The sequence below is a fragment of the Marinobacter fonticola genome (assembly GCF_008122265.1).
GTDB classification, from domain to species: domain Bacteria; phylum Pseudomonadota; class Gammaproteobacteria; order Pseudomonadales; family Oleiphilaceae; genus Marinobacter_A; species Marinobacter_A fonticola.
This window is the reverse complement of record NZ_CP043042.1, coordinates 3,975,147-3,992,312: the sequence shown is the minus strand read 5'-3', so window position 1 is coordinate 3,992,312 and position 17,166 is coordinate 3,975,147. Positions and strand designations below refer to the sequence as shown.

At 60.5% G+C, this 17,166-nt stretch carries 15 protein-coding genes; 3 read left to right on the top strand and 12 right to left on the bottom strand.

Annotated elements, in window-relative coordinates; translation table 11 throughout:
- Window positions 1-8: 8 nt before the first annotated feature.
- The 3 genes from ubiB to ubiE are packed head-to-tail and all read right to left on the bottom strand — an operon-like array spanning window position 9 to window position 3,093.
- The gene (ubiB, locus tag FXO11_RS17760) at window positions 9-1,658 is read right to left on the bottom strand and encodes a ubiquinone biosynthesis regulatory protein kinase UbiB (RefSeq protein WP_148864275.1); all 1,650 of its coding nucleotides are present in this window, start codon (window positions 1,656-1,658) and stop codon (window positions 9-11) included.
- Window positions 1,655-2,302 (bottom strand): ubiquinone biosynthesis accessory factor UbiJ, encoded by a 648-nt coding sequence (locus tag FXO11_RS17755; protein ID WP_148864274.1) that lies wholly within the window; start codon window positions 2,300-2,302, stop codon window positions 1,655-1,657. Before FXO11_RS17755 ends, ubiB begins: the two co-directional genes overlap by 4 nt.
- On the bottom strand, window positions 2,302-3,093 hold the full coding sequence (gene ubiE, locus FXO11_RS17750) for a bifunctional demethylmenaquinone methyltransferase/2-methoxy-6-polyprenyl-1,4-benzoquinol methylase UbiE (protein WP_148864273.1): 792 nt from the start codon (window positions 3,091-3,093) through the stop codon (window positions 2,302-2,304). Before ubiE ends, FXO11_RS17755 begins: the two co-directional genes overlap by 1 nt.
- A gap of 386 nt (window positions 3,094-3,479) precedes the next feature.
- On the opposite strand from ubiE, the gene FXO11_RS17745 reads away from it, so the two are divergent.
- The gene (locus tag FXO11_RS17745) at window positions 3,480-3,761 is read left to right on the top strand and encodes a polyhydroxyalkanoic acid system family protein (RefSeq protein ID WP_148864272.1); all 282 of its coding nucleotides are present in this window, start codon (window positions 3,480-3,482) and stop codon (window positions 3,759-3,761) included.
- Between the two features lie 60 nt (window positions 3,762-3,821).
- Here the strand turns inward: FXO11_RS17745 and FXO11_RS17740 are convergent, their stop codons facing one another.
- On the bottom strand, window positions 3,822-4,748 hold the full coding sequence (locus tag FXO11_RS17740) for an alpha/beta hydrolase (RefSeq protein WP_148864271.1): 927 nt from the start codon (window positions 4,746-4,748) through the stop codon (window positions 3,822-3,824).
- Window positions 4,749-5,250: 502 nt separating this feature from the next.
- Here FXO11_RS17740 and FXO11_RS17735 point away from each other — a divergent pair.
- Together FXO11_RS17735 and FXO11_RS17730 are read left to right on the top strand one after the other, a co-directional pair.
- Entirely contained in the window at window positions 5,251-6,654 is a 1,404-nt protein-coding gene (locus FXO11_RS17735; RefSeq protein WP_148864270.1) for a WS/DGAT domain-containing protein, read from the top strand.
- A 409-nt stretch (window positions 6,655-7,063) separates the two neighbouring features.
- Complete coding sequence (locus tag FXO11_RS17730; protein ID WP_148864269.1) at window positions 7,064-7,690, top strand: PEP-CTERM sorting domain-containing protein; 627 nt, start codon at window positions 7,064-7,066, stop codon at window positions 7,688-7,690.
- 65 nt (window positions 7,691-7,755) lie between these two features.
- Here FXO11_RS17730 and FXO11_RS17725 read toward each other — a convergent pair whose 3' ends face one another.
- The 8 genes from FXO11_RS17725 to FXO11_RS17690 all read right to left on the bottom strand — a co-directional run bounded on the left by FXO11_RS17725 (window position 7,756) and on the right by FXO11_RS17690 (window position 17,056).
- Entirely contained in the window at window positions 7,756-8,100 is a 345-nt protein-coding gene (locus FXO11_RS17725; RefSeq protein WP_148864268.1) for a YdbL family protein, read from the bottom strand.
- A gap of 22 nt (window positions 8,101-8,122) precedes the next feature.
- Window positions 8,123-8,344, bottom strand: a complete 222-nt coding sequence (locus FXO11_RS17720; protein WP_148864267.1) for a YnbE family lipoprotein — start codon at window positions 8,342-8,344, stop codon at window positions 8,123-8,125.
- 64 nt (window positions 8,345-8,408) lie between these two features.
- A complete protein-coding gene (locus FXO11_RS17715; protein ID WP_148864266.1) occupies window positions 8,409-11,036 on the bottom strand; it encodes an intermembrane phospholipid transport protein YdbH family protein in 2,628 nt (875 codons plus the stop codon).
- 180 nt (window positions 11,037-11,216) lie between these two features.
- On the bottom strand, window positions 11,217-12,185 hold the full coding sequence (locus FXO11_RS17710; protein ID WP_148864265.1) for a substrate-binding domain-containing protein: 969 nt from the start codon (window positions 12,183-12,185) through the stop codon (window positions 11,217-11,219).
- A gap of 124 nt (window positions 12,186-12,309) precedes the next feature.
- Entirely contained in the window at window positions 12,310-13,296 is a 987-nt protein-coding gene (locus FXO11_RS17705) for an ABC transporter permease (protein ID WP_148864264.1), read from the bottom strand.
- Entirely contained in the window at window positions 13,293-14,819 is a 1,527-nt protein-coding gene (locus tag FXO11_RS17700) for a sugar ABC transporter ATP-binding protein (RefSeq protein ID WP_148864263.1), read from the bottom strand. Before FXO11_RS17700 ends, FXO11_RS17705 begins: the two co-directional genes overlap by 4 nt.
- Window positions 14,812-15,984 carry a Gfo/Idh/MocA family protein gene (locus FXO11_RS17695; protein WP_148864262.1) on the bottom strand — a complete coding sequence of 391 codons (1,173 nt, stop codon included), beginning with the start codon at window positions 15,982-15,984 and terminating at the stop codon, window positions 14,812-14,814. The genes FXO11_RS17700 and FXO11_RS17695 overlap by 8 nt, the downstream gene beginning before the upstream one ends.
- A gap of 13 nt (window positions 15,985-15,997) precedes the next feature.
- Window positions 15,998-17,056, bottom strand: a complete 1,059-nt coding sequence (locus tag FXO11_RS17690; RefSeq protein WP_148864261.1) for a sugar phosphate isomerase/epimerase family protein — start codon at window positions 17,054-17,056, stop codon at window positions 15,998-16,000.
- Window positions 17,057-17,166: the final 110 nt, after the last annotated feature.

Here is a 17,166-nt window from a genome sequence, read left to right as displayed (position 1 = left end):
AGTTGTAATTAGGTTCCGGAGCGGCGGCCGATCAGAAGCCAGCCGGCGGCTGCAACGAGCACCCAGCCTTGCGGCGGTATCGCCTCGATGGAGGCCCAGCTTGCCTGCTGCGTGGTCATCCACGCGCCGGCCAGACAGACGATGCCGAGGACGATGCGGCGTAGACCGCGCCGGTGATCCGCTTCCGCTTTCTGTAAAGCCCGTAGTGTAGCGTGATCCGTGTTATGGGTGCGATCCAGGTCGCGCAAACGCAGCAGGGCGTCATGCACCAGTTGCGGCATCTCCGGCGATTGTTCCAACCACGCGGGTAGATGTTCCTTGAGGGATTTCAGCATGCCCGGAGGCCCGATACGGCGGCGCATCCAGCTTTCGAGGAAAGGCTGGGCGGTGCTCCACAGATCCAGATCGGGATAGAGCTGGCGGCCCAGGCCTTCGACATTGAGTAGTGTTTTTTGTAGCAGAACCAGTTGCGGCTGCACCTCCATCTCGAAGCGCCGGGCGGTCTGGAACAGGCGCAACAGAAAGTGGCCGAAGGAAATTTCCTTCAAGGGGCGCTCGAAAATGGGTTCGCACACAGTGCGGATAGCGGCCTCGAATTCATTCACCCGGGTATGGGCGGGTACCCAGCCGGACTGGATGTGGAGTTCGGCCACCTGGCGGTAGTTGCGGCGGAAGAAGGCGAGCAAGTTGCGCGCCAGGTAGCTCTGATCTTCCGGTGCCAGGGTGCCGACGATACCGAAATCGATGGCAATGTAACGCGGGTCCTGGGGATTGCTGGCATCGACAAAGATGTTGCCCGGATGCATATCGGCATGAAAGAAGCTGTCACGGAAAACCTGGGTGAAGAAGATCTCCACACCTTTTTCGGCCAGCACCTTCATGTCGACGCCGGCGGCGTTCAGTGCCTCGGTGTCGGCGACAGGAATGCCGGAGACGCGCTCCATAACCATCACCTGCTGGCTGGTGTAATCCCAGAACACATCCGGAATGTAGATCAGCGTTGAGCCCTCGAAATTGCGCCGTAGCTGGCTGGCGTTGGCGGCCTCGCGCTGCATGTCCAGCTCATCGTAGATGGTCTGTTCGTAATCGCGTACGACGTCGAGCGGCCTTAGCCGCCGCCCCTCGGACCAATAGCGCTCAAGCAGGGTCGCCATCAGCAGCATCAGGGCGATGTCCTGGCGGATCACACGCTCGATGCCCGGACGGATCACCTTGACCACCACCGATTGACCGCTATGCAGCGTGGCGGCATGCACCTGGGCCACAGAGGCCGAAGCCATAGGGTTGCTGTCGAAGGTCTGGAACAGCTGGGCGACGGTTTGTCCCAGTGAGCGTTCGACAATCGCTCGCGCCTGCTCGCCGGGGAAGGGCGGAACCCGATCCTGCAGCTGCTGTAGCGCCAGTGCCATGTCGTCCGGCAACAGGTCGCGCCGGGTGGAGAGAATCTGGCCGAACTTGACGAAAATCGGGCCGAGTTCCTCTAGCGCCAAACGCAGGCGCTCACCGCGTGGCTTGTTGGGTGCCGGGAAAAAATGCCAGGGGGCGAACAGCAGCACAAAGCGAAGGGGCCACGGCAGATCGGTCAGGGGTAGAAATTCGTCGAGTCGGTACTTGCTGAATACCCAGCCAATGCGAAAAACACGTTGAATGCGAGTCACGACGGCTCCGACGGTTGGGATGGATCGGCTTCAAGCCGGGTTTTCAGTTTTTGCACACGGGCGTCGAGCCGGTCGGCCTGCAGGCTCAGGCGGTCGATGTCCTCGAACGTCGCCGATAATTCATTACGTCCCGGCAGGGAGCGGCTTTCCTCATGAATGTACTCCTCCAGGCTGGCGTTCAGGGAGGCTAGGGCCTGGCGTTGCCAGCTCAGGGCGGCGCGAACCCGCTGGCCGATAAAGTGCGCCGGCATGTCGCCCAGATGACGCGCGAGGGCCGCTTCCCAATCCGGTTGGAGCTGATCGATCGCCCGTTGCAGGGCGTGGGCGCGGGCGACATCGCCGTCCACGTTGAGCCGGCCGTCGCTGAAGACGCGTGCATCGCCTTGAGCCAAAGCGGCAAAAGCCAGCGGGCGGCCACTCACCGTTAAGGCGGGGGCCTCGGGTTCGGTGCTGCCGACCCGGACCTGGTCGCCGGCCGTCTGCAACGAGAGGCATAATTTGAGGCCGTCGAACACGAACAGTACCGGCTGATCCAGGGCTTTGAGCAGTGCCGGGCGCCCCACCGAATCCAGTGCCAGGGCCCGATTCAGAGCCAGTTCGACAACCTGTGTGACGGCTGCCTGCAGGGTCGGACCGGGAAACATCAGGGCTTGATCCCCGCGTGTAGCGCGACAATGCCGCCGGTCATGTTGTGATACCGGGTGTTCACGAAACCGGCTGAATCCATCATGCCTTTGAGCGTCTCCTGGTCGGGGTGCATGCGGATAGATTCCGCCAGGTATTGATAGCTGTTGCCGTCACCGGCCACCAACTGACCCATCAAGGGGAGGGCATTGAATGAGTATAGATCGTACGCTTTGCTCAGCAGCGCATTGGTCGGTTTGGAAAATTCCAACACCAGCAGCTTGCCGCCGGGCTTGAGCACCCGGCACATGTCGCGCAGGGCCTGGTCCTTGTCGGTAACGTTGCGGAGGCCGAAAGCGATGCTGACCGCATTGAAGCTGTTGTCCGGGAAGGGCAGGTGTTCGGCATCGGCTTGAACGTACTCGATGTTGCCCACGTAGCCCCGGTCGGTCAGGCGGCTACGGCCGACCTGCAGCATCGAGGCGTTGATGTCCGCCAGCACCACCTGGCCGTCACGGCCCACCAAATCGGAGAACTTCATGGTCAGATCGCCGGTGCCGCCGGCAATATCCAGCACACGGTGCCCGGGGCGAACGCCGCTCAACTCGATGGTGAACCGCTTCCACAACCGGTGGATACCCATCGACATGAGGTCGTTCATCATGTCGTACTTACCGGCTACCGAATGGAAAACTTCAGCCACCTGGCCGGCTTTCTCCTGCTTTTTGACTTGCCGGTAGCCAAAATCGATGGTGTCCTCCGGGGCGCCGGTGGACTGCGGTGCGTTGCTGGAGGTCTGCGGGTCTGTCATGAGCGGTTTCCTGTCCGGAAATGTAGGGAGCCTCCTTGAACCATGAGCTTTCAGCACGAGCCCCATAAGGCGTGCAGAATCGCCAATCGATGTATTCGGAGGTTCCGTAGGAACAGCCCTCTGCCGTTCCAGGCCAATCCTGTATTCTAACGGTCAGGCGACAGGCTACAAGCGGCTTGTGCAGGCCGTATCGAGAAGCGCGGATTATCTTGGCTGCTTGCGCCGGCGAGGGAAACTCTTAAACTTTCAGAGAGTGCCGGCAGAGAGTGCCGGCAGAGAGTGCCGGCAGAGAGTGCTGGCAGAGAGTGCTGGCAGAGAGTGCCGGCTGACAGCGGTCGGAAACCGGCTCGATCTTCAACTTCAAACTGTTTTTACCCGGAGTGTCCATGTCCACGATTGATATCAACCGCAGCCATTCCCTTGATCATGCCCATGCACGGGAGGCCGCGGAAGAACTTGCCAAGGACCTGTCCAAACAATTCGACGTGGATTACAGCTGGGACGAGGATACGCTACGGTTCAAGCGCAGTGGCGTGAAAGGCTATCTCGATGTGTTGCCGCAGGCGCTGAACGTGCACCTTGAATTGGGCCTGATGCTGCGTCCGTTCAAGTCCCGTATCGAGTCAGAGATTCATTCCCAGTTGGACAAGCTGACCGGCGTCGCCTGAGCAAGGCGCAACGTGTTTGCCTGGTCGCGACCTCTAAGCCGCATCGCGCCGCTTGCGGCCTCAGGCAATACTCGAAGCTGGCGGTACGCTTTCCAGCGACGGAATCCACTCCTTGCTGTCCAGCGTGATGAAGTGGCTGGGCGCCTCGGTCTCGATAATACGCATGGTGGTGGGGCTCTGGCTGGCGCTCTGGAGCATGGTCGTGCGGTCGAGGATGCGGTCCACCCGGGGAATCAAGAAGGTGCCGTGACGGATGTTGTCGTAGATATCCGTCGGTGTGCGCTCCATCCACGCCATGATGTCTTCGATATTACGCACGATGGTCAGGTGGTCCTTGGTGGCTGAGAACAGGTGGCTTAGCAACTGCTTCTTGCGCGGGTTCATCTTGCCGAAGAAGGTCTGGCCGTAGGCCGAGGACGGTGCGCTGTTGATCAGCCGGATCAGCCAGGGCCACATGCCGTGGCTCACGGGTTCCAGCACCGTGGTGACCAGGGCGTGAAGTTTGGCCTGGGGCAGCACGGGCGCTTCCAGGATGATCTCGACGTTTTCATACAGTTCCGGACGCTGGCGGACGGCTTCCAGGATCACGGCACCACCGCGGGAATGGCCATGCACACGGACTTGATCGGTGGTTGGCAAGTTCGCGAGCACTTGGTTAAGAATGCAGGCGTCGTAATCGATAGTGGCTTCCAGGTACTTGATGGGCACTTCCCAGTGCGCATCTTCCGGCGTCACGCCGTTAACCGGGATGTGGTAATTGCTGCAGCTCAGCAGGATCAGTTCGGTGGTTGGCGCGTCGTAGGCCTGAGTGAAGTAGCAGTGATTCTCCAGGAAGCCATGTACGCCGATAACCGTCTGCTCTGCCTCGCCACTGTGGTTGCGAACCGATACGGCACCTTTGCCAATTCGATACACGCGCCCGGAAAACATCTCCGAGTAGATGCTGTCGATTGGCTTGATCAGCTTGCGTACGTCACTTGCTTTCATCGTTGGCCTCCCGAAATCGGGGTTGGAAGCTTCTGAACGCCAGCCCGAAGGTCTCCGGACTGTTCAGAGCTACCTATTGTTTTACGGAAACTCTCCGTGTTTGCAAATTTGTCCGTTCCAATCCTTATTCGTTCTAACGCTATTGTTGCAGACCTGTATTGGCGCGATTGCGCTCAGGTCCCCGCTATTTCGGCCACCTACTTTCATTCTAAGCGAAATCAGCAGCTTATCCAGAAAGTGCGACCAAAGTATGAAGTGGTGTTTGGCCCGAAATGACAATTTTATAGCGGCGCCTCACCTCTTCGAGTATATGGATTTGCGTTTAACAGGGTGTAATTTTTTGTGGTGGATCCGATGCTTATCTGGCCTGCGTGTAAGTGGAGCGGGTTCTGTATGTCTGGCACAATGCTGGGCTGTCATCGGACTGCCATATGCCAATCGTTCGCTGCCTCTCTTCGGGGCAGCGCTATGGATAACGAGAACACCTTAGGGACGTCGGATCTTGAGCCACGCGGAAACCAGCTTGTTGTCACCGGTCGACGCCGCTTGGCTATCCATGGAATCCCCTGCCAATCCTATGACCATCACGGTCATGCTCCGGGTCGACGGTTTGACGGCGCCGGTTTTCAAACGCTTTCTGGAAAATCATTGGCTCCGGGTCGAACGCTTTCGCTGCCGCCCAGTGCGCAATGGGGCGGCCTGGTGGTGGGAAGAGGATGAGCTCTTCCGTCTGCGCCATCATCTCAAGGTGGTGCCAGACGCTTTCGATGAGCCGGCGTTGCAAACCTGGCTTTCCGCAAGACTCAATCAACCGTTACCGGACTACCGGCCGCGCTGGTGTTTCTGGCTGTTGCCCCAGGCACGGGGTGGCGCGGCGTTGGTGCTGCGGCTGCATCACTGCTATGCCGACGGCCTATCGCTGATCGATCTTTTCAATGCCCTGACGACTACCGCTCCGGACGCCATGCCCGCTGCAACGCTCGGCTCGGAAAAAGCATCCGACGCCTCGCGCTGGAGGGACGCCGGGTGGCAATGGCTGCAGTCCCAGGTCAAGCTGGCGGACACCGGAACGCTGGATGACGTGGAAGCGGCAGAGAAAGACCAGCCGGGTAGCACACTGGATGGCCGGCGCCAGCAACTGGAGCGGGCGGCGTGGACCGGTCTGCGTCTGGTCAACGAGCTGAGTCAGTATGTGCTGGAGCCGGCGGACACGCCTACGCGTCTTAAACCGGGACTACTGGGGCGGCGCACGTGCCGCTGGTCCGCCCCGGTACCCCTTGCCGCATTCCGCACCATCGCCCGCGACACGAATTGTAAGATCAATGACGTACTGTTGGCCTGCGTGGCCCAGGCGTTGCGCAAGCAACTTGAGCAGGACAATCTCGACCTGGAAGAGGTCATGCTCCACGCGGCTGTGCCGGTGGACATTCGGGGCTTGCTGCCCGACAGCGTGCGGCCTGAGCCTGGCGAGCTGGGCAATCTGTTCGGTACCGTGTTCGTGCCCTTACCGGTGGACGCTCAGAGTCCGCTGGAGAGCCTGTACCGGGTCAAGCAGGAAACACGCCGGCTGAAGCGCTCCTGGCAGCCGGGCATTTCCTGGGGGTTGATGTGCTCTGCCGGCTTGTTGCCCAGGCTATGGCAGCAGCCTGTCGCCGACCTGTTTTGCCGCAAGGCAACCGCCGTGGTTTCCAATGTTCGCGGTTCGCCCGAGACCCGCTATCTAGCGGGTTGCCGGGTGCGCGAGCAGATGTTTTGGGTACCGCAATCCGGCGACATCGGGCTAGGCCTGAGCATCGTCAGTTATGCTGGCCAGGTGCAGTTTGGTGTCGTGGCCGATGAGGCCGTATTGCCCGATCCGCAACCTTTTCTGGATGACTGCCTGGACGCTCTGCGGGGTTGGCAGTAGCCGCAAGACCCTCCTGTGACGGTATACCTGCTCGTCATGATCTGTGTGATTCATGGTTCGAAGAGCTTGCTTTGCAGCCTTTGTGTCAGGGTTTTTTACGCTTTCCAGCTCTGGATACTTACCTCTTATTCTTAACCTATGTTAATTCCTAGAGTTGATGGCTTCTGGCCCCTCTTTTGCCTGAATAAGTCAGATTTGATCGGTAACGATTCGGGATGGGCCCCAAACGGAGGTCATGTTCTAAGGAGCCTCTGAAAAAGTTCAGGCTGTGGATGAAGCGCAAGGCGCACGGAGCGCAGAAAGCGAGGCATACCTGCCTGGTAGGTGAGCTTTCGAGCACCGCGCAACGCTGCGATTCGCCGCAGAATGGACTTTTCCAGAGGCTCCCTAAGCGTGGGAGGTTGCGATCATGAATACAAAAGGATTGATTTCACACGGTTTTATTGGGGGTATGGCGCTGATGTCGCTTGCCCTGGGTTCTGGCAACGTCATGGCCGTGCCCGTGGCGTGCGGAGATGGCGTCAATACCACGGAAAGCGCCGTGGCCAATGGCGCTTTCGCGGATGCCTGCCAATACACCGACGCCGGCATAGCCAACGGTGCGGATATTACCAGCTACGTGAACAGCGCCTGGGGCGGCGGTTTCGACTATATCGGCAAGGACGATGAGGCCGGCGATTTGCCGGGATTCACTCTGACGGTTGCCGAGAACGACGAGGCAGACGCCTATAAATTTGCCTATTCGCTGGATGTGCCTGAGGCGTGGTTGGGGCAGACCGTAGACTGGGTCCTGGGCATCAAGCAGTCGAGCAACAGCTATGTGACGTACCTGTTCGAGGATGTCACCTTGGGCATTGATGGCCTATTCAATAACTTCTGGCTGAACCCGAATCAGCAAACGGTTAACGATTTCTCCTTTGCATCGGGTTTCATCCGCCCAGCAGTAGTGTCTGTGTCCGAACCGGGCACATTAGCGTTACTGGCTCTGGGTGTGCTTGGTCTTTTAAGCGTTCGGGCAAAGCACCGCGCAAGCTGAACCCTGACAGTACTCGTAAGAAGGGGCGTCTTCGAACGCCCCGGTTTTGTTCGGCCAGCGTGGATCTACTTCTCTCGCCACTCCCCATTTACCTTGATGTACTGTCCCGTTGGCGTCTTTTCGATGGCTTTTTTTCCGGCGACCGATTCCACCTTGGTTACGGCGATGCCGTGTTTTTCGGCGATGCGGGCGTATTCGTCCCGGCGGGCTTCGTTGATGGCTTCGACGATGGCCTGGGCCTGCCCCTGATTCTTCACCACAGCCAAATAGCCGGTGGCGGTTTCGCCGACAAGGCCCTGACTCTTGGCCGATTCAAGCTGGCTCTTGGCCTGGTCCAGGCCGATGGCCAGGGCCGGCAGGCTGAGGCAGAGGGCCAGTAATAGCGTGCCGATGCGTGCAAATACAGTCATGTCATAGTCTCCCGGATAGCGATCAAAACAGGCCTTCTTCTTCGAACAGCGCTTCCACATCCTTGTCCACCTTGACGTAGATTTCGTGCTGGATCTTGACGTTCAGATTAACGGTGATGGGCTCTTTCGGCGCCGCCATCTGCACCGTCGGGGTACAGGCCGCGCTGACAAATGCAACCAGTAGCCCGGCCAGGGCCAGCCGGCATCGGCCCGGAGAAAAGCGTTCCGGTATGGAACTCGCCATAACTACGCACTCCTTTCTGTGGCTACCGTACATCGGTGGCCTCGTGTTGATGCTGTATTCCGTTTTACTCGATCCCGCGCTCTATTTCGAGGTCGGGCATATCGCCGGATTGTTGTTTCTCGACCAGTTTTTTGACCCGCTGGGTCACGGCCTCGTTCACTCGGCCACTGAGTTGCAGACTGGTCAATAGGGCGGGAATGTCCTCCTCCAGATTGATATTGAGCACAACCGGCTGGCCGTCGCGCACATTCGGATTGTTGCCTTCGATGTGCAGGCCTAGGTTCAGCGTGCCGTCTTTTGCGTAGTCGATGGTGCTGTCGAGCACGGAATAATGAAAGTTCTTCACGGCTTCGGCCACGATTTGCATCGCTGCGTTACCCTGGGCAAAACCGGCCAGCCGATCGCCGGGCAATTGAAGCCGGCCGCCCGGCGCCTGCGCGCTGATCCGCCCTTTTTCCACATGCACCCCGTCCGGCGCGATCCATACCGGCACTTCGCCGTTAAGTATGCCGGTGCCGGAGAGATTCTCTGCGGGGTAGAGTGCCATGAGCCGCGATAGCTGAAGGTTGCTGACCTGTAGCGGAATGCGGAGGGGTGTTTCGGCAAGCTCCCAGCGTTGCGGGGCGACACGAACCCTGCCGCCCAGCAGCTCGGCCTTGGCCGCATCCAGTGTTAGGGTGCCAGTGGCCGGACGGTCGAACTGCGCGCGGTAGCGGCCAGCGACGGTAATAGGGCCAATCGGGAGGCCCGGGTTTACCTCGCTCAGGCGGAGTTCGATGGTCCTGGCCTCAAGCTGATTCGGGGTAAGGTCAAAAACAACGTCGCCATCCAGTTCGGTCAGCGCCATGCGGTTATAGGTGACGGACAGAGCGTCGGCATCCAGGGTGCTTTCAAGCGTCCATGCTCCGCTGTGGGGTACGGTCAGGTTCGCAACGGCTTCGATGCCGCCCCGGTCGATAGACAATGTGGCCGGCCATTGAGAGAGCGTGGCGGCCCAGTTTTCCCCGCCTTGCTTGCCGTCGATCTGCGCTTCGGCATCGAGGCTCAGGGCGCCCTGGAACGGATAGCGGAGGGCGATGTCGGCATTGGCGCCGGCCCGGCTGCCCAAACGGCCTTCGAGAGTCAGGCGTTGCAGATTGGCGGCGAGGTCGCCATCGAACGTCCAGCCCTGGGGTTTTAGCTGCGGCTGCTGCAGGCGCTGCGCGGATAGCGTGACCGGGCCGCGAAGGGAAAGCGTGCCGAGACGGGCTTGCTGCAGATCGTAGCGGGCTTCCAGCGGTAGATTGGCCAGGTTCGCCTGGAAACCGGTTATCGACAAGGGAGCCTCTGATTCGCCGCCGTTGACCTGACTCACACGCAAGCTGGAGCCCTTGGCCAGCTTGAGAGCAAGCGCTTTGGCATCGGCCTGGCCGGAGACCGTGATATCCAGCTCGGGTTTTTCCAGGCGCCAGCCGGCGATCTCGTAGCGGGGCAGGCTCCCCTGAATTCGGGTGTGTCCAAGTTTGGCGGCCCATGGTGCTTCGGTTGCGACCGCTAGATGACTGTCGATGTTTAAATCGGCGTTGCCCTGGGTCTGAACAGTGACCTTGAGAGGCAGCAACGGGCGAGCCGTGCCCGGCAGTGGGTTCGCCGGCTGGATTCTCAGGGCAATGCGCTTGGCGCGCAGCGGCTCCGGGAGCGTCGAGATCCAGCTTGCCGGCTGTGTGAGTTGCAGATCGGCCTGGGCTGTTTGCGCCCGCCATGTGCCTTGCTGAGCCTGCAGTTCAGCGCTGATGCTGCCCTGGAGCGTGCCCACGCCGGGCAACGGCCAGGGCTGCGGCAGGCGCCCATGGACGGAGGCCGAGCCGGTCACCTGCTGCAGCGGAGCCGCGTCGGTTGGCCACTGCAGTTGCCATTCAGTCTTGAGTTCGCCGGTTTCCGGGCCGTCGGGCAAAGTGTCGACCGGCAAGGATTGCCAGGCTTTCAGCCAGCTGAGCAACCAGTCGGTGCGGGGGATTCGGGGCAGTTCGACGGTTCCAGTCCAGCGGGTAAGTCCATGCCCGTCGTCGGTCCGGTATTCGGTTTGTGCCGCTAGTGCACGTTCGCCGTCAATAGCCAATGTTCCGGTAAGGTCCAGCGCATTAGTCTCACCTCCATCCATGTGGATGTCGGCTTCAACGTCATGATCGTCGTGGTGAAGGACCAGCGTTATCTGAGCCGGGAGCAGGTCGGAATTTCGAGCGGCGTCGAGCGTACCTTGCAGCGGACAACGACCGGTCGCGCAGGGCAGCGTCACGTGAAAACGCTCGATGTTCAGCGTGCGCGGCAGCCAGGTGGGTGGTTCTGGCGGTATGTCCGGTATCGATTCGGCGATTCCGGTTGAATCCACTTCAGGCTCGGGTTGCGTGTGTACGTCGAGCCGGAGTTGCCGCAGTTCTAGCGCCGTAACCTGTAGGTCCAGCCCGCGCCATTCCCAATCGAGCTTCAGACCCTGGCCCTGCGCTTGGATCTGCCGGGACCTTTGCGTCTGGTGCACGGTAAACGCGTCCACAAGCAGCGATGAAAACGACAGGTCGAGCCCCTGCCAATCCAGCTGTTCGATGCCATTGGCCTGCAACAAGTCATGCCAGGCGTGCCGGACCCAAAGGCCGGCGGCCAGTAATACCGCGATCAGAGTAAGGACAAGCCAGAACCCAATGCGACGCCGCGTCATGGCGCTCCCTGTCGTTATTCACCAAGGCGTGTCATGCGGTCAGTCTGACAGCACAAAGGAATGAATATACAGGTGTTTGCCGCGGGTGTTGAGGTCGGATCGTTCAGGCGAGCCAGGGAGGGGATGGGTGGAGAGGGGAGGGCAAGGCTGCCCGAGGAACCCCCGGGCAGCGGGTCCAACTCAGTAAGCCGCATCTTCCACGTAGAAGTTCTTGGCGTTCTCCTCGGTGATCAGCTCGGCATCCAGCACGATGCGGGCCGGTACATGGTGGTACATATCGCCCAGGTTCTTGCCGCGCACGCCGGTATTGGCCAGGGCGATGGCGGAGGCCACCATTGATGGCGGGTAGGTCACCGTAGCCTGCACCACCGGATGGTCATCCTTGATCATGCCGATCACATCCTTGGAGCCGCCACCGCCGACGACCAGCTTGATGTCGTCACGGCCAGCTTCCTCGATAGCCTGCATGACGGCCTTGAGCACGTCGTCGTCCCCGGCCCAAACTGCATCGATATCGTGATGCTTGCGCAGCAGGTTCTCCATCACACGCAGGGCTTTTTGCGGCGACCAGTCCGACGGCTGGGAGTCGAGGATCTTGATATCGGGGTATTGGGCCATGACCTCGTTGAAGGCGTTCACACGCTGGGCGTTGATGGGGATTGGCATGCCCTCGATGACGATGATATTGCCGCTTTCATCCATCTTCTCGGCCATGTACTTGGCGGCCTCGCGGCCCATGCCCGCGTTGTCGCCGGCGATGAAGACGTTTTGCGCGGGGGTTTCCAGTTCCCGGTCGACAACCACGGTGTAGATGCCACTGTCGTAGGCCTCGGAAATGACCTGCTGGAGGGTGGCCGGGTTGTGGGGCAGGATGACCAGCGCATCGATCTGCTTGACCATCAGGTCTTCCACATCCGCCACCTGCTTGGTGCCGGAATTGGCCGCGACCACGAAGAATTCGGTGTCCGGATACTTCTTGCCCAGGTCGTCGGCGGCTTTCTGGGCCCACCAGAGCAGCCCGGCGGTCCAGCCGTGGTCAGCGGCCGGTACGCTGACACCGATGCGGTAGTCCGCATGGCTGGCGGCAAACGGAGTCAGTAACAGCGCCCCGACGAACAGGGTGCCTTTGATCAGTCGCTTGAGTCCCATAGTCTTGATCCTTTCTGTCTTGTTGTTGTCATCCGACACAGGTGTATCGGTGCGATCGAATGGCTTTCGCCATGGTTTTTTGTTGTTCACTGCGTTTTCAGAGAGCTAACGGCGTTTTAGATCGCTAACGGCTTTGCTTGTACTGCATCAGCACCGCCACCAGGATGACGCCGCCTTTCACCAGCCCCTGCAGGTAGGGGGAGACGCCCAGCATGTTGAGCATGTTATTGATCACGCCCAGGATCAGTGCGCCCAGAACGGTGCCCCAGATCGAGCCGCGACCACCCGACAGGGCGGTGCCGCCAATCACCACGGCGGCAATGGCATCCAGCTCGTAGAACACCCCAGCGTCGCTGGGGCTGATGGAGTTCAGGCGGGAGGCCAGCATGATGGATGAAATTCCCACGCAGGCCCCGGCAATGATGAACGTGGTCAGAATGATCCGTGGCACCCGGATGCCCGAATAGCGCGCCACTTGGGCGTTGGAGCCCACGGCACACAGATGCCTGCCAAAGGGCGTGTGCGCCAACAGGATGTGGGCCAGCACGGCAATGATCAGGAAGGTCCAGACCGGAATCGGCAGGCCCAGGGCGTAACCGCCGCCGATCTCGGGGAACAGAGAATTCGTCGAGACCATCTCCCCCGCATCGGAGAAATACAGCGCCAGCGAGCGGTAGATCGACATGGTAGCCAGGGTGGCTATAAAGGGAGTGATTCGCCCCCAAGTCACCAGCACGCCGTTGATGAGCCCAAACAAGGCGCCACTCAGGACCGCCATGGCCAGGCCGAATATGACGCCCTGCACCGGGTCGGCGAACTGGTTGATGGTATACACCAGTACCACGCCTACTAGCGCCACCATCGAGCCCACCGAGAGGTCGATGCCAGCGGCGATAATGACGAAGGTGACGCCAATGGCGATGATGCCGGTATAGGACACCTGGCGGGCTATGTTGGTCAGGTTGCGCAGGTCGAGAAAATATTCGCTGGCGAGCGACGAGATCACCAGCAGCACAATCAGCGCGATCAGTGGCGCCAGGATGCTGAAATCGAGCCCGCTGTTGCGGAGGCGGTCGGAGAGCCGGGCGCCGGCAAGTCTGGCCTGGTTCATGGGGTTATTCCTTGTTGTTCTGTTGTTCCGGAAGCGGTCTCCCGCGCGCCGGCGGCATAAAGCATGATGTCTTCTTCGTTGATCTGGTCGCCCGTGAGTTGTGCCGCAATGCGCCCCTCACGCACCACCAGCACCGGATCGCACAGGCCGATGATTTCTTCCAGCTCCGAGGAAATCACGATCACCGCCTTGCCCTGTTCGGCCAGGCCGCGAGTCAGGTAATAGATCTCGCGCTTGGTGTTGACGTCGATACCGCGGGTGGGCTCGTCCAGAATCAGGATGTCCGGGTCGATATCCAGCAGTTTGGCCAGGTACACCTTCTGCTGGTTGCCGCCACTGAGCAGGCCCACATGGGTTTCCAGGCTGGCGGCCTTGATCGCCAATTTGGATTGGAAATCCCGGGCTTGTCGGCGTTCCTGGGCGCGATTGATCAGCCCGGCGGTGTACTTCTTCAGACTGAGCAGGGTGATGTTCTCGGTGAGGCTGAAGTTCATCACCAGACCTTTGCCCTGCCGGTCTTCCGACAGGTAGGCCAAACCCGCCGCATGGGCGTCGTTGGCCGAACGGATCACCGGTTCCTTGCCGTTGATGACGAGTTTTTCTTTGCTATGTTTGCGCAGGCCCATCAGGGCCTCGGCGATTTCCGTGCGACCCGAGCCCACCAGCCCGGACAATCCCAATACCTGGCCGTGGTGCAGTTTCAGGCTGACATCCCGGACCAGGCCGGGGATGTTGAGATTCTTCAGCTCCAGCGCGACGGAGGTAGGATGGTCCTGCTTCTCCGGGAAGGTCTGGGACAGTTCGCGCCCGACCATTTTGCGGGCCATGTCGTCTTCGTTCAGGTCGGCTACATCGCACAGCTCCACCTGCTCGCCGTCCCGCAGGATCAACAGGCGCTGGCAGAGGTTTTTCACCTCCTTGAGCTTGTGGGAGATGAACAGCACGGCGACGCCGCGTTCCTGCATGGCGCGAACCACATCGAACAGCACCGTGACTTCGCGCTCGGTGAGCACGGTGGTGGGCTCGTCCAGGATGACCACACGGGCGTCGTTCACCAGCACGCGCGCCACTTCCACCATCTGCTTTTCTGCGACACTGAGTTCGCCGATGGTGGCGTTGGGATTGAGATTGACCTTGAGGGATTCAAGCACTTGGGCGGTTTCGGCGCGCATGGCGGCCTTGTCCAGCAGCCCCTTGCGCCGGCGTTCTTGACCGAGGAACACGTTCTCGTACACCTTGAGTGTCGGCACCAGGTTGAATTCCTGGGGAATCATGGCGATGCCTTTGTGCCGGGACAGGATCGGGTCCAATTGATCGAAGCGCTCGCCCTGAATCTCGATGCTCCCGCTGGTGGGCGTGTAGACCCCGCTGATGAGCTTGAGCAAGGTGGACTTGCCCGCGCCGTTCTCGCCCAGGATACCCAGGACTTCGCCGGGTTGAATGTCCAGCGAGATGCCCTTGAGCACCTTGACCGGGCCAAATGACTTGCACAGGTTGTGGGTGCGGATAATGGGGTCAGTCATCGAAGCGTCTCCCTGAGCGCCGTTCCTTGCCGACCGGTGGCGGCACCGTGGCCCAAGCGCCATCCGCCTGGTTGGAACGTAGTACCGCGCTGATGAAGTGCAGACCGTCGATGCCGGTGTTGGCATCGGGCAGCGAGGCTGCGGTATCGCCCTCCAAGGCATCCGCCAGGGCCTGATATAGATTGGCGAAGGCTTCGATATAGCCTTCCGGGTGGCCGCCGGGAATCCGCACGCTGCGGTTGATATCGTCGCTCAGCCAGTCATCGCGCCGGGTAATCCGCTGGCGCGGTGCGTTGAGGGGGGCGAACCAGAGTTCGTTGGGATTCTCCTGGCCCCACTCCATTGAGGCCCGTTCACCGACGACACGGATGCGCAGGCCGTTCTCGAAGCCCGGCGCGCACTGGCTGGCCCAAAGCATGCCCTTGGCGCCGGAGGTATAGCGCAGCAGCGCGTGGACGTTGTCATCGAGCTGGCGGCCTTCAACCATCGCGCTGATGTCGGCACTGACCGCATCCAGGGTGAGGCCGGAAATAAAGGCAGAGAGCTGATAGGCATGGGTGCCGATATCGCCCAGGCAACCCGCCGCACCGGCGCGCTCGGGATCCAGTCTCCACTCCGCTTGTTTATTATCCGGTCCCGGCGCTTCGGCCAGCCATTCCTGCACATATTCCACATGAACCATCCGCAGTTTGCCCAGGTCGCCGCGCTTGACCATTTCTCGCGCGTGCTGGATCAGCGGGTAGCCGACATAGGGATGAGTGAGCAGAAACTGGACCTGTTTCTGTTGGGCCAGATCTGCCAGGGTTTCCGCTTCGTCTGCGGTGAGGGTCATCGGCTTTTCGCAGATGACGTGCAGGCCCGCCTCCAGGCAGGCTTTTGCGGCCTCGAAGTGCAGGTGATTGGGGGTGACGATGGCTACGGCCTGGATGCCGTCTTCGCGGCCGGACTCGCCGGCAATCAGCGCCGGTACATCGTCGTAGCAACGCGCCGGGTCGACCCGGAGTTCCTCGGCTGACGCGCGATTGACCTCGGGCCGGGCACTGAAGACCCCGGCAACCAGTTCATAGCGGTCATCCAGTCGGGCTGCGTAGCGGTGGACGCCACCGATAAAAGCGCCCTGGCCGCCGCCGATCATGCCTAGCCGAATACGGTTATTACTTGTCATGGCGATACCATCCTCAGTCTTTCAGACCCAGCAAGCGCCGGTTGCCGGCGTCGTCCACGCCGGCATCGGCGAAATCGTCGAAGGCGCGGTCGGTGACACGGATGATGTGCTCGTCCACGAAACGTGCGCCTTCGGCGGCGCCTTGTTCGGGATGCTTCATGGCACACTCCCACTCGATCACCGCCCAGCCGCCGAAATCGTACTGCGTCAGCCGGGAGAAGATGCCCTTGAAGTCCACCTGGCCGTCGCCGAGGGAACGGAAGCGGCCGGCACGGTCGATCCAGGATTCGTAGCCGCCATAAACGCCTTGCAGGGCCGTGGGATTAAACTCGGCGTCCTTGACGTGAAACATGCGAATACGGTCGTGGAAGTGGTCAATGAAGGCCAGGTAGTCGAGCTGCTGCAGCAGCAAGTGGGACGGGTCGTACAGAATGCAGCAGCGCGGGTGATGGTTCGTGGCCTTAAGGAAACGCTCGAGGGTGGCGCCGTCGTGCAGGTCTTCGCCGGGATGAATCTCGTAGCAGAGGTCGACACCGGCTTCTTCGTACACGTCCAGAATCGGAAGCCAGCGTTGGGCCATCTCCTCGAACCCCGCTTCCACCAGGCCCGCCGGGCGCTGTGGCCAAGGATAGAGAAAGGGCCAGAGCAGGGCGCCGGAGAAGGTCGCGACCGCCTTGAGTCCGAGGTTCTTGCTCGCCTTGGCGGCCAACTTGACCTGATCCACCGCCCAGGCCTGACGGGCCTCCGGGTTGCCGTGCAGGTGGGCCGGTGCAAAACCGTCGAACACGTCATCATAAACCGGATGCACCGCCACCAGCTGACCCTGTAGGTGGGTAGACAGCTCGGTGATCACCACGCCGTGTTCGCTCAACAGGGTCTGGATGGACCGGCAATAATCGAGATCTTCGGCGGCACGCTTGAGATCGAACAATCGCTCGTCCCAGGTGGGAATCTGTACGCCCTTGAAGCCAAGCTTTGCAGCCCACGCCGCCAGGGTCGGCAATGAGTCGAAAGGCGCTTCGTCGCTGACGTACTGTGCCAGGAAGAGCCCTGGCCCTTGTATGGTTTTCATGAGGATTCGCCTTGCTGTTGTTGTTTTGGCTTATTGCTTGTAATCGATTACATTCCAGCAGACTAAAATTTGATCGTCAACCCTTAATAAAGGAACTTTTTAACGGTAGT

What these genes read in the sequence shown, in the direction of transcription:
- FXO11_RS17755 (WP_148864274.1), bottom strand. Translation starts at nt 2,302, where the DNA reads ATGTTTCCCGGTCCGACCCTGCAGGCAGCCGTCACACAGGTTGTCGAA.
- ubiE (WP_148864273.1), bottom strand. Translation starts at nt 3,093, where the DNA reads ATGACAGACCCGCAGACCTCCAGCAACGCACCGCAGTCCACCGGCGCC.
- FXO11_RS17745 (WP_148864272.1), top strand. Translation starts at nt 3,480, where the DNA reads ATGTCCACGATTGATATCAACCGCAGCCATTCCCTTGATCATGCCCAT.
- FXO11_RS17740 (WP_148864271.1), bottom strand. Translation starts at nt 4,748, where the DNA reads ATGAAAGCAAGTGACGTACGCAAGCTGATCAAGCCAATCGACAGCATC.
- FXO11_RS17730 (WP_148864269.1), top strand. Translation starts at nt 7,064, where the DNA reads ATGAATACAAAAGGATTGATTTCACACGGTTTTATTGGGGGTATGGCG.
- FXO11_RS17725 (WP_148864268.1), bottom strand. Translation starts at nt 8,100, where the DNA reads ATGACTGTATTTGCACGCATCGGCACGCTATTACTGGCCCTCTGCCTC.
- FXO11_RS17720 (WP_148864267.1), bottom strand. Translation starts at nt 8,344, where the DNA reads ATGGCGAGTTCCATACCGGAACGCTTTTCTCCGGGCCGATGCCGGCTG.
- FXO11_RS17715 (WP_148864266.1), bottom strand. Translation starts at nt 11,036, where the DNA reads ATGACGCGGCGTCGCATTGGGTTCTGGCTTGTCCTTACTCTGATCGCG.
- FXO11_RS17710 (WP_148864265.1), bottom strand. Translation starts at nt 12,185, where the DNA reads ATGGGACTCAAGCGACTGATCAAAGGCACCCTGTTCGTCGGGGCGCTG.
- FXO11_RS17705 (WP_148864264.1), bottom strand. Translation starts at nt 13,296, where the DNA reads ATGAACCAGGCCAGACTTGCCGGCGCCCGGCTCTCCGACCGCCTCCGC.
- FXO11_RS17700 (WP_148864263.1), bottom strand. Translation starts at nt 14,819, where the DNA reads ATGACTGACCCCATTATCCGCACCCACAACCTGTGCAAGTCATTTGGC.
- FXO11_RS17695 (WP_148864262.1), bottom strand. Translation starts at nt 15,984, where the DNA reads ATGACAAGTAATAACCGTATTCGGCTAGGCATGATCGGCGGCGGCCAG.
- FXO11_RS17690 (WP_148864261.1), bottom strand. Translation starts at nt 17,056, where the DNA reads ATGAAAACCATACAAGGGCCAGGGCTCTTCCTGGCACAGTACGTCAGC.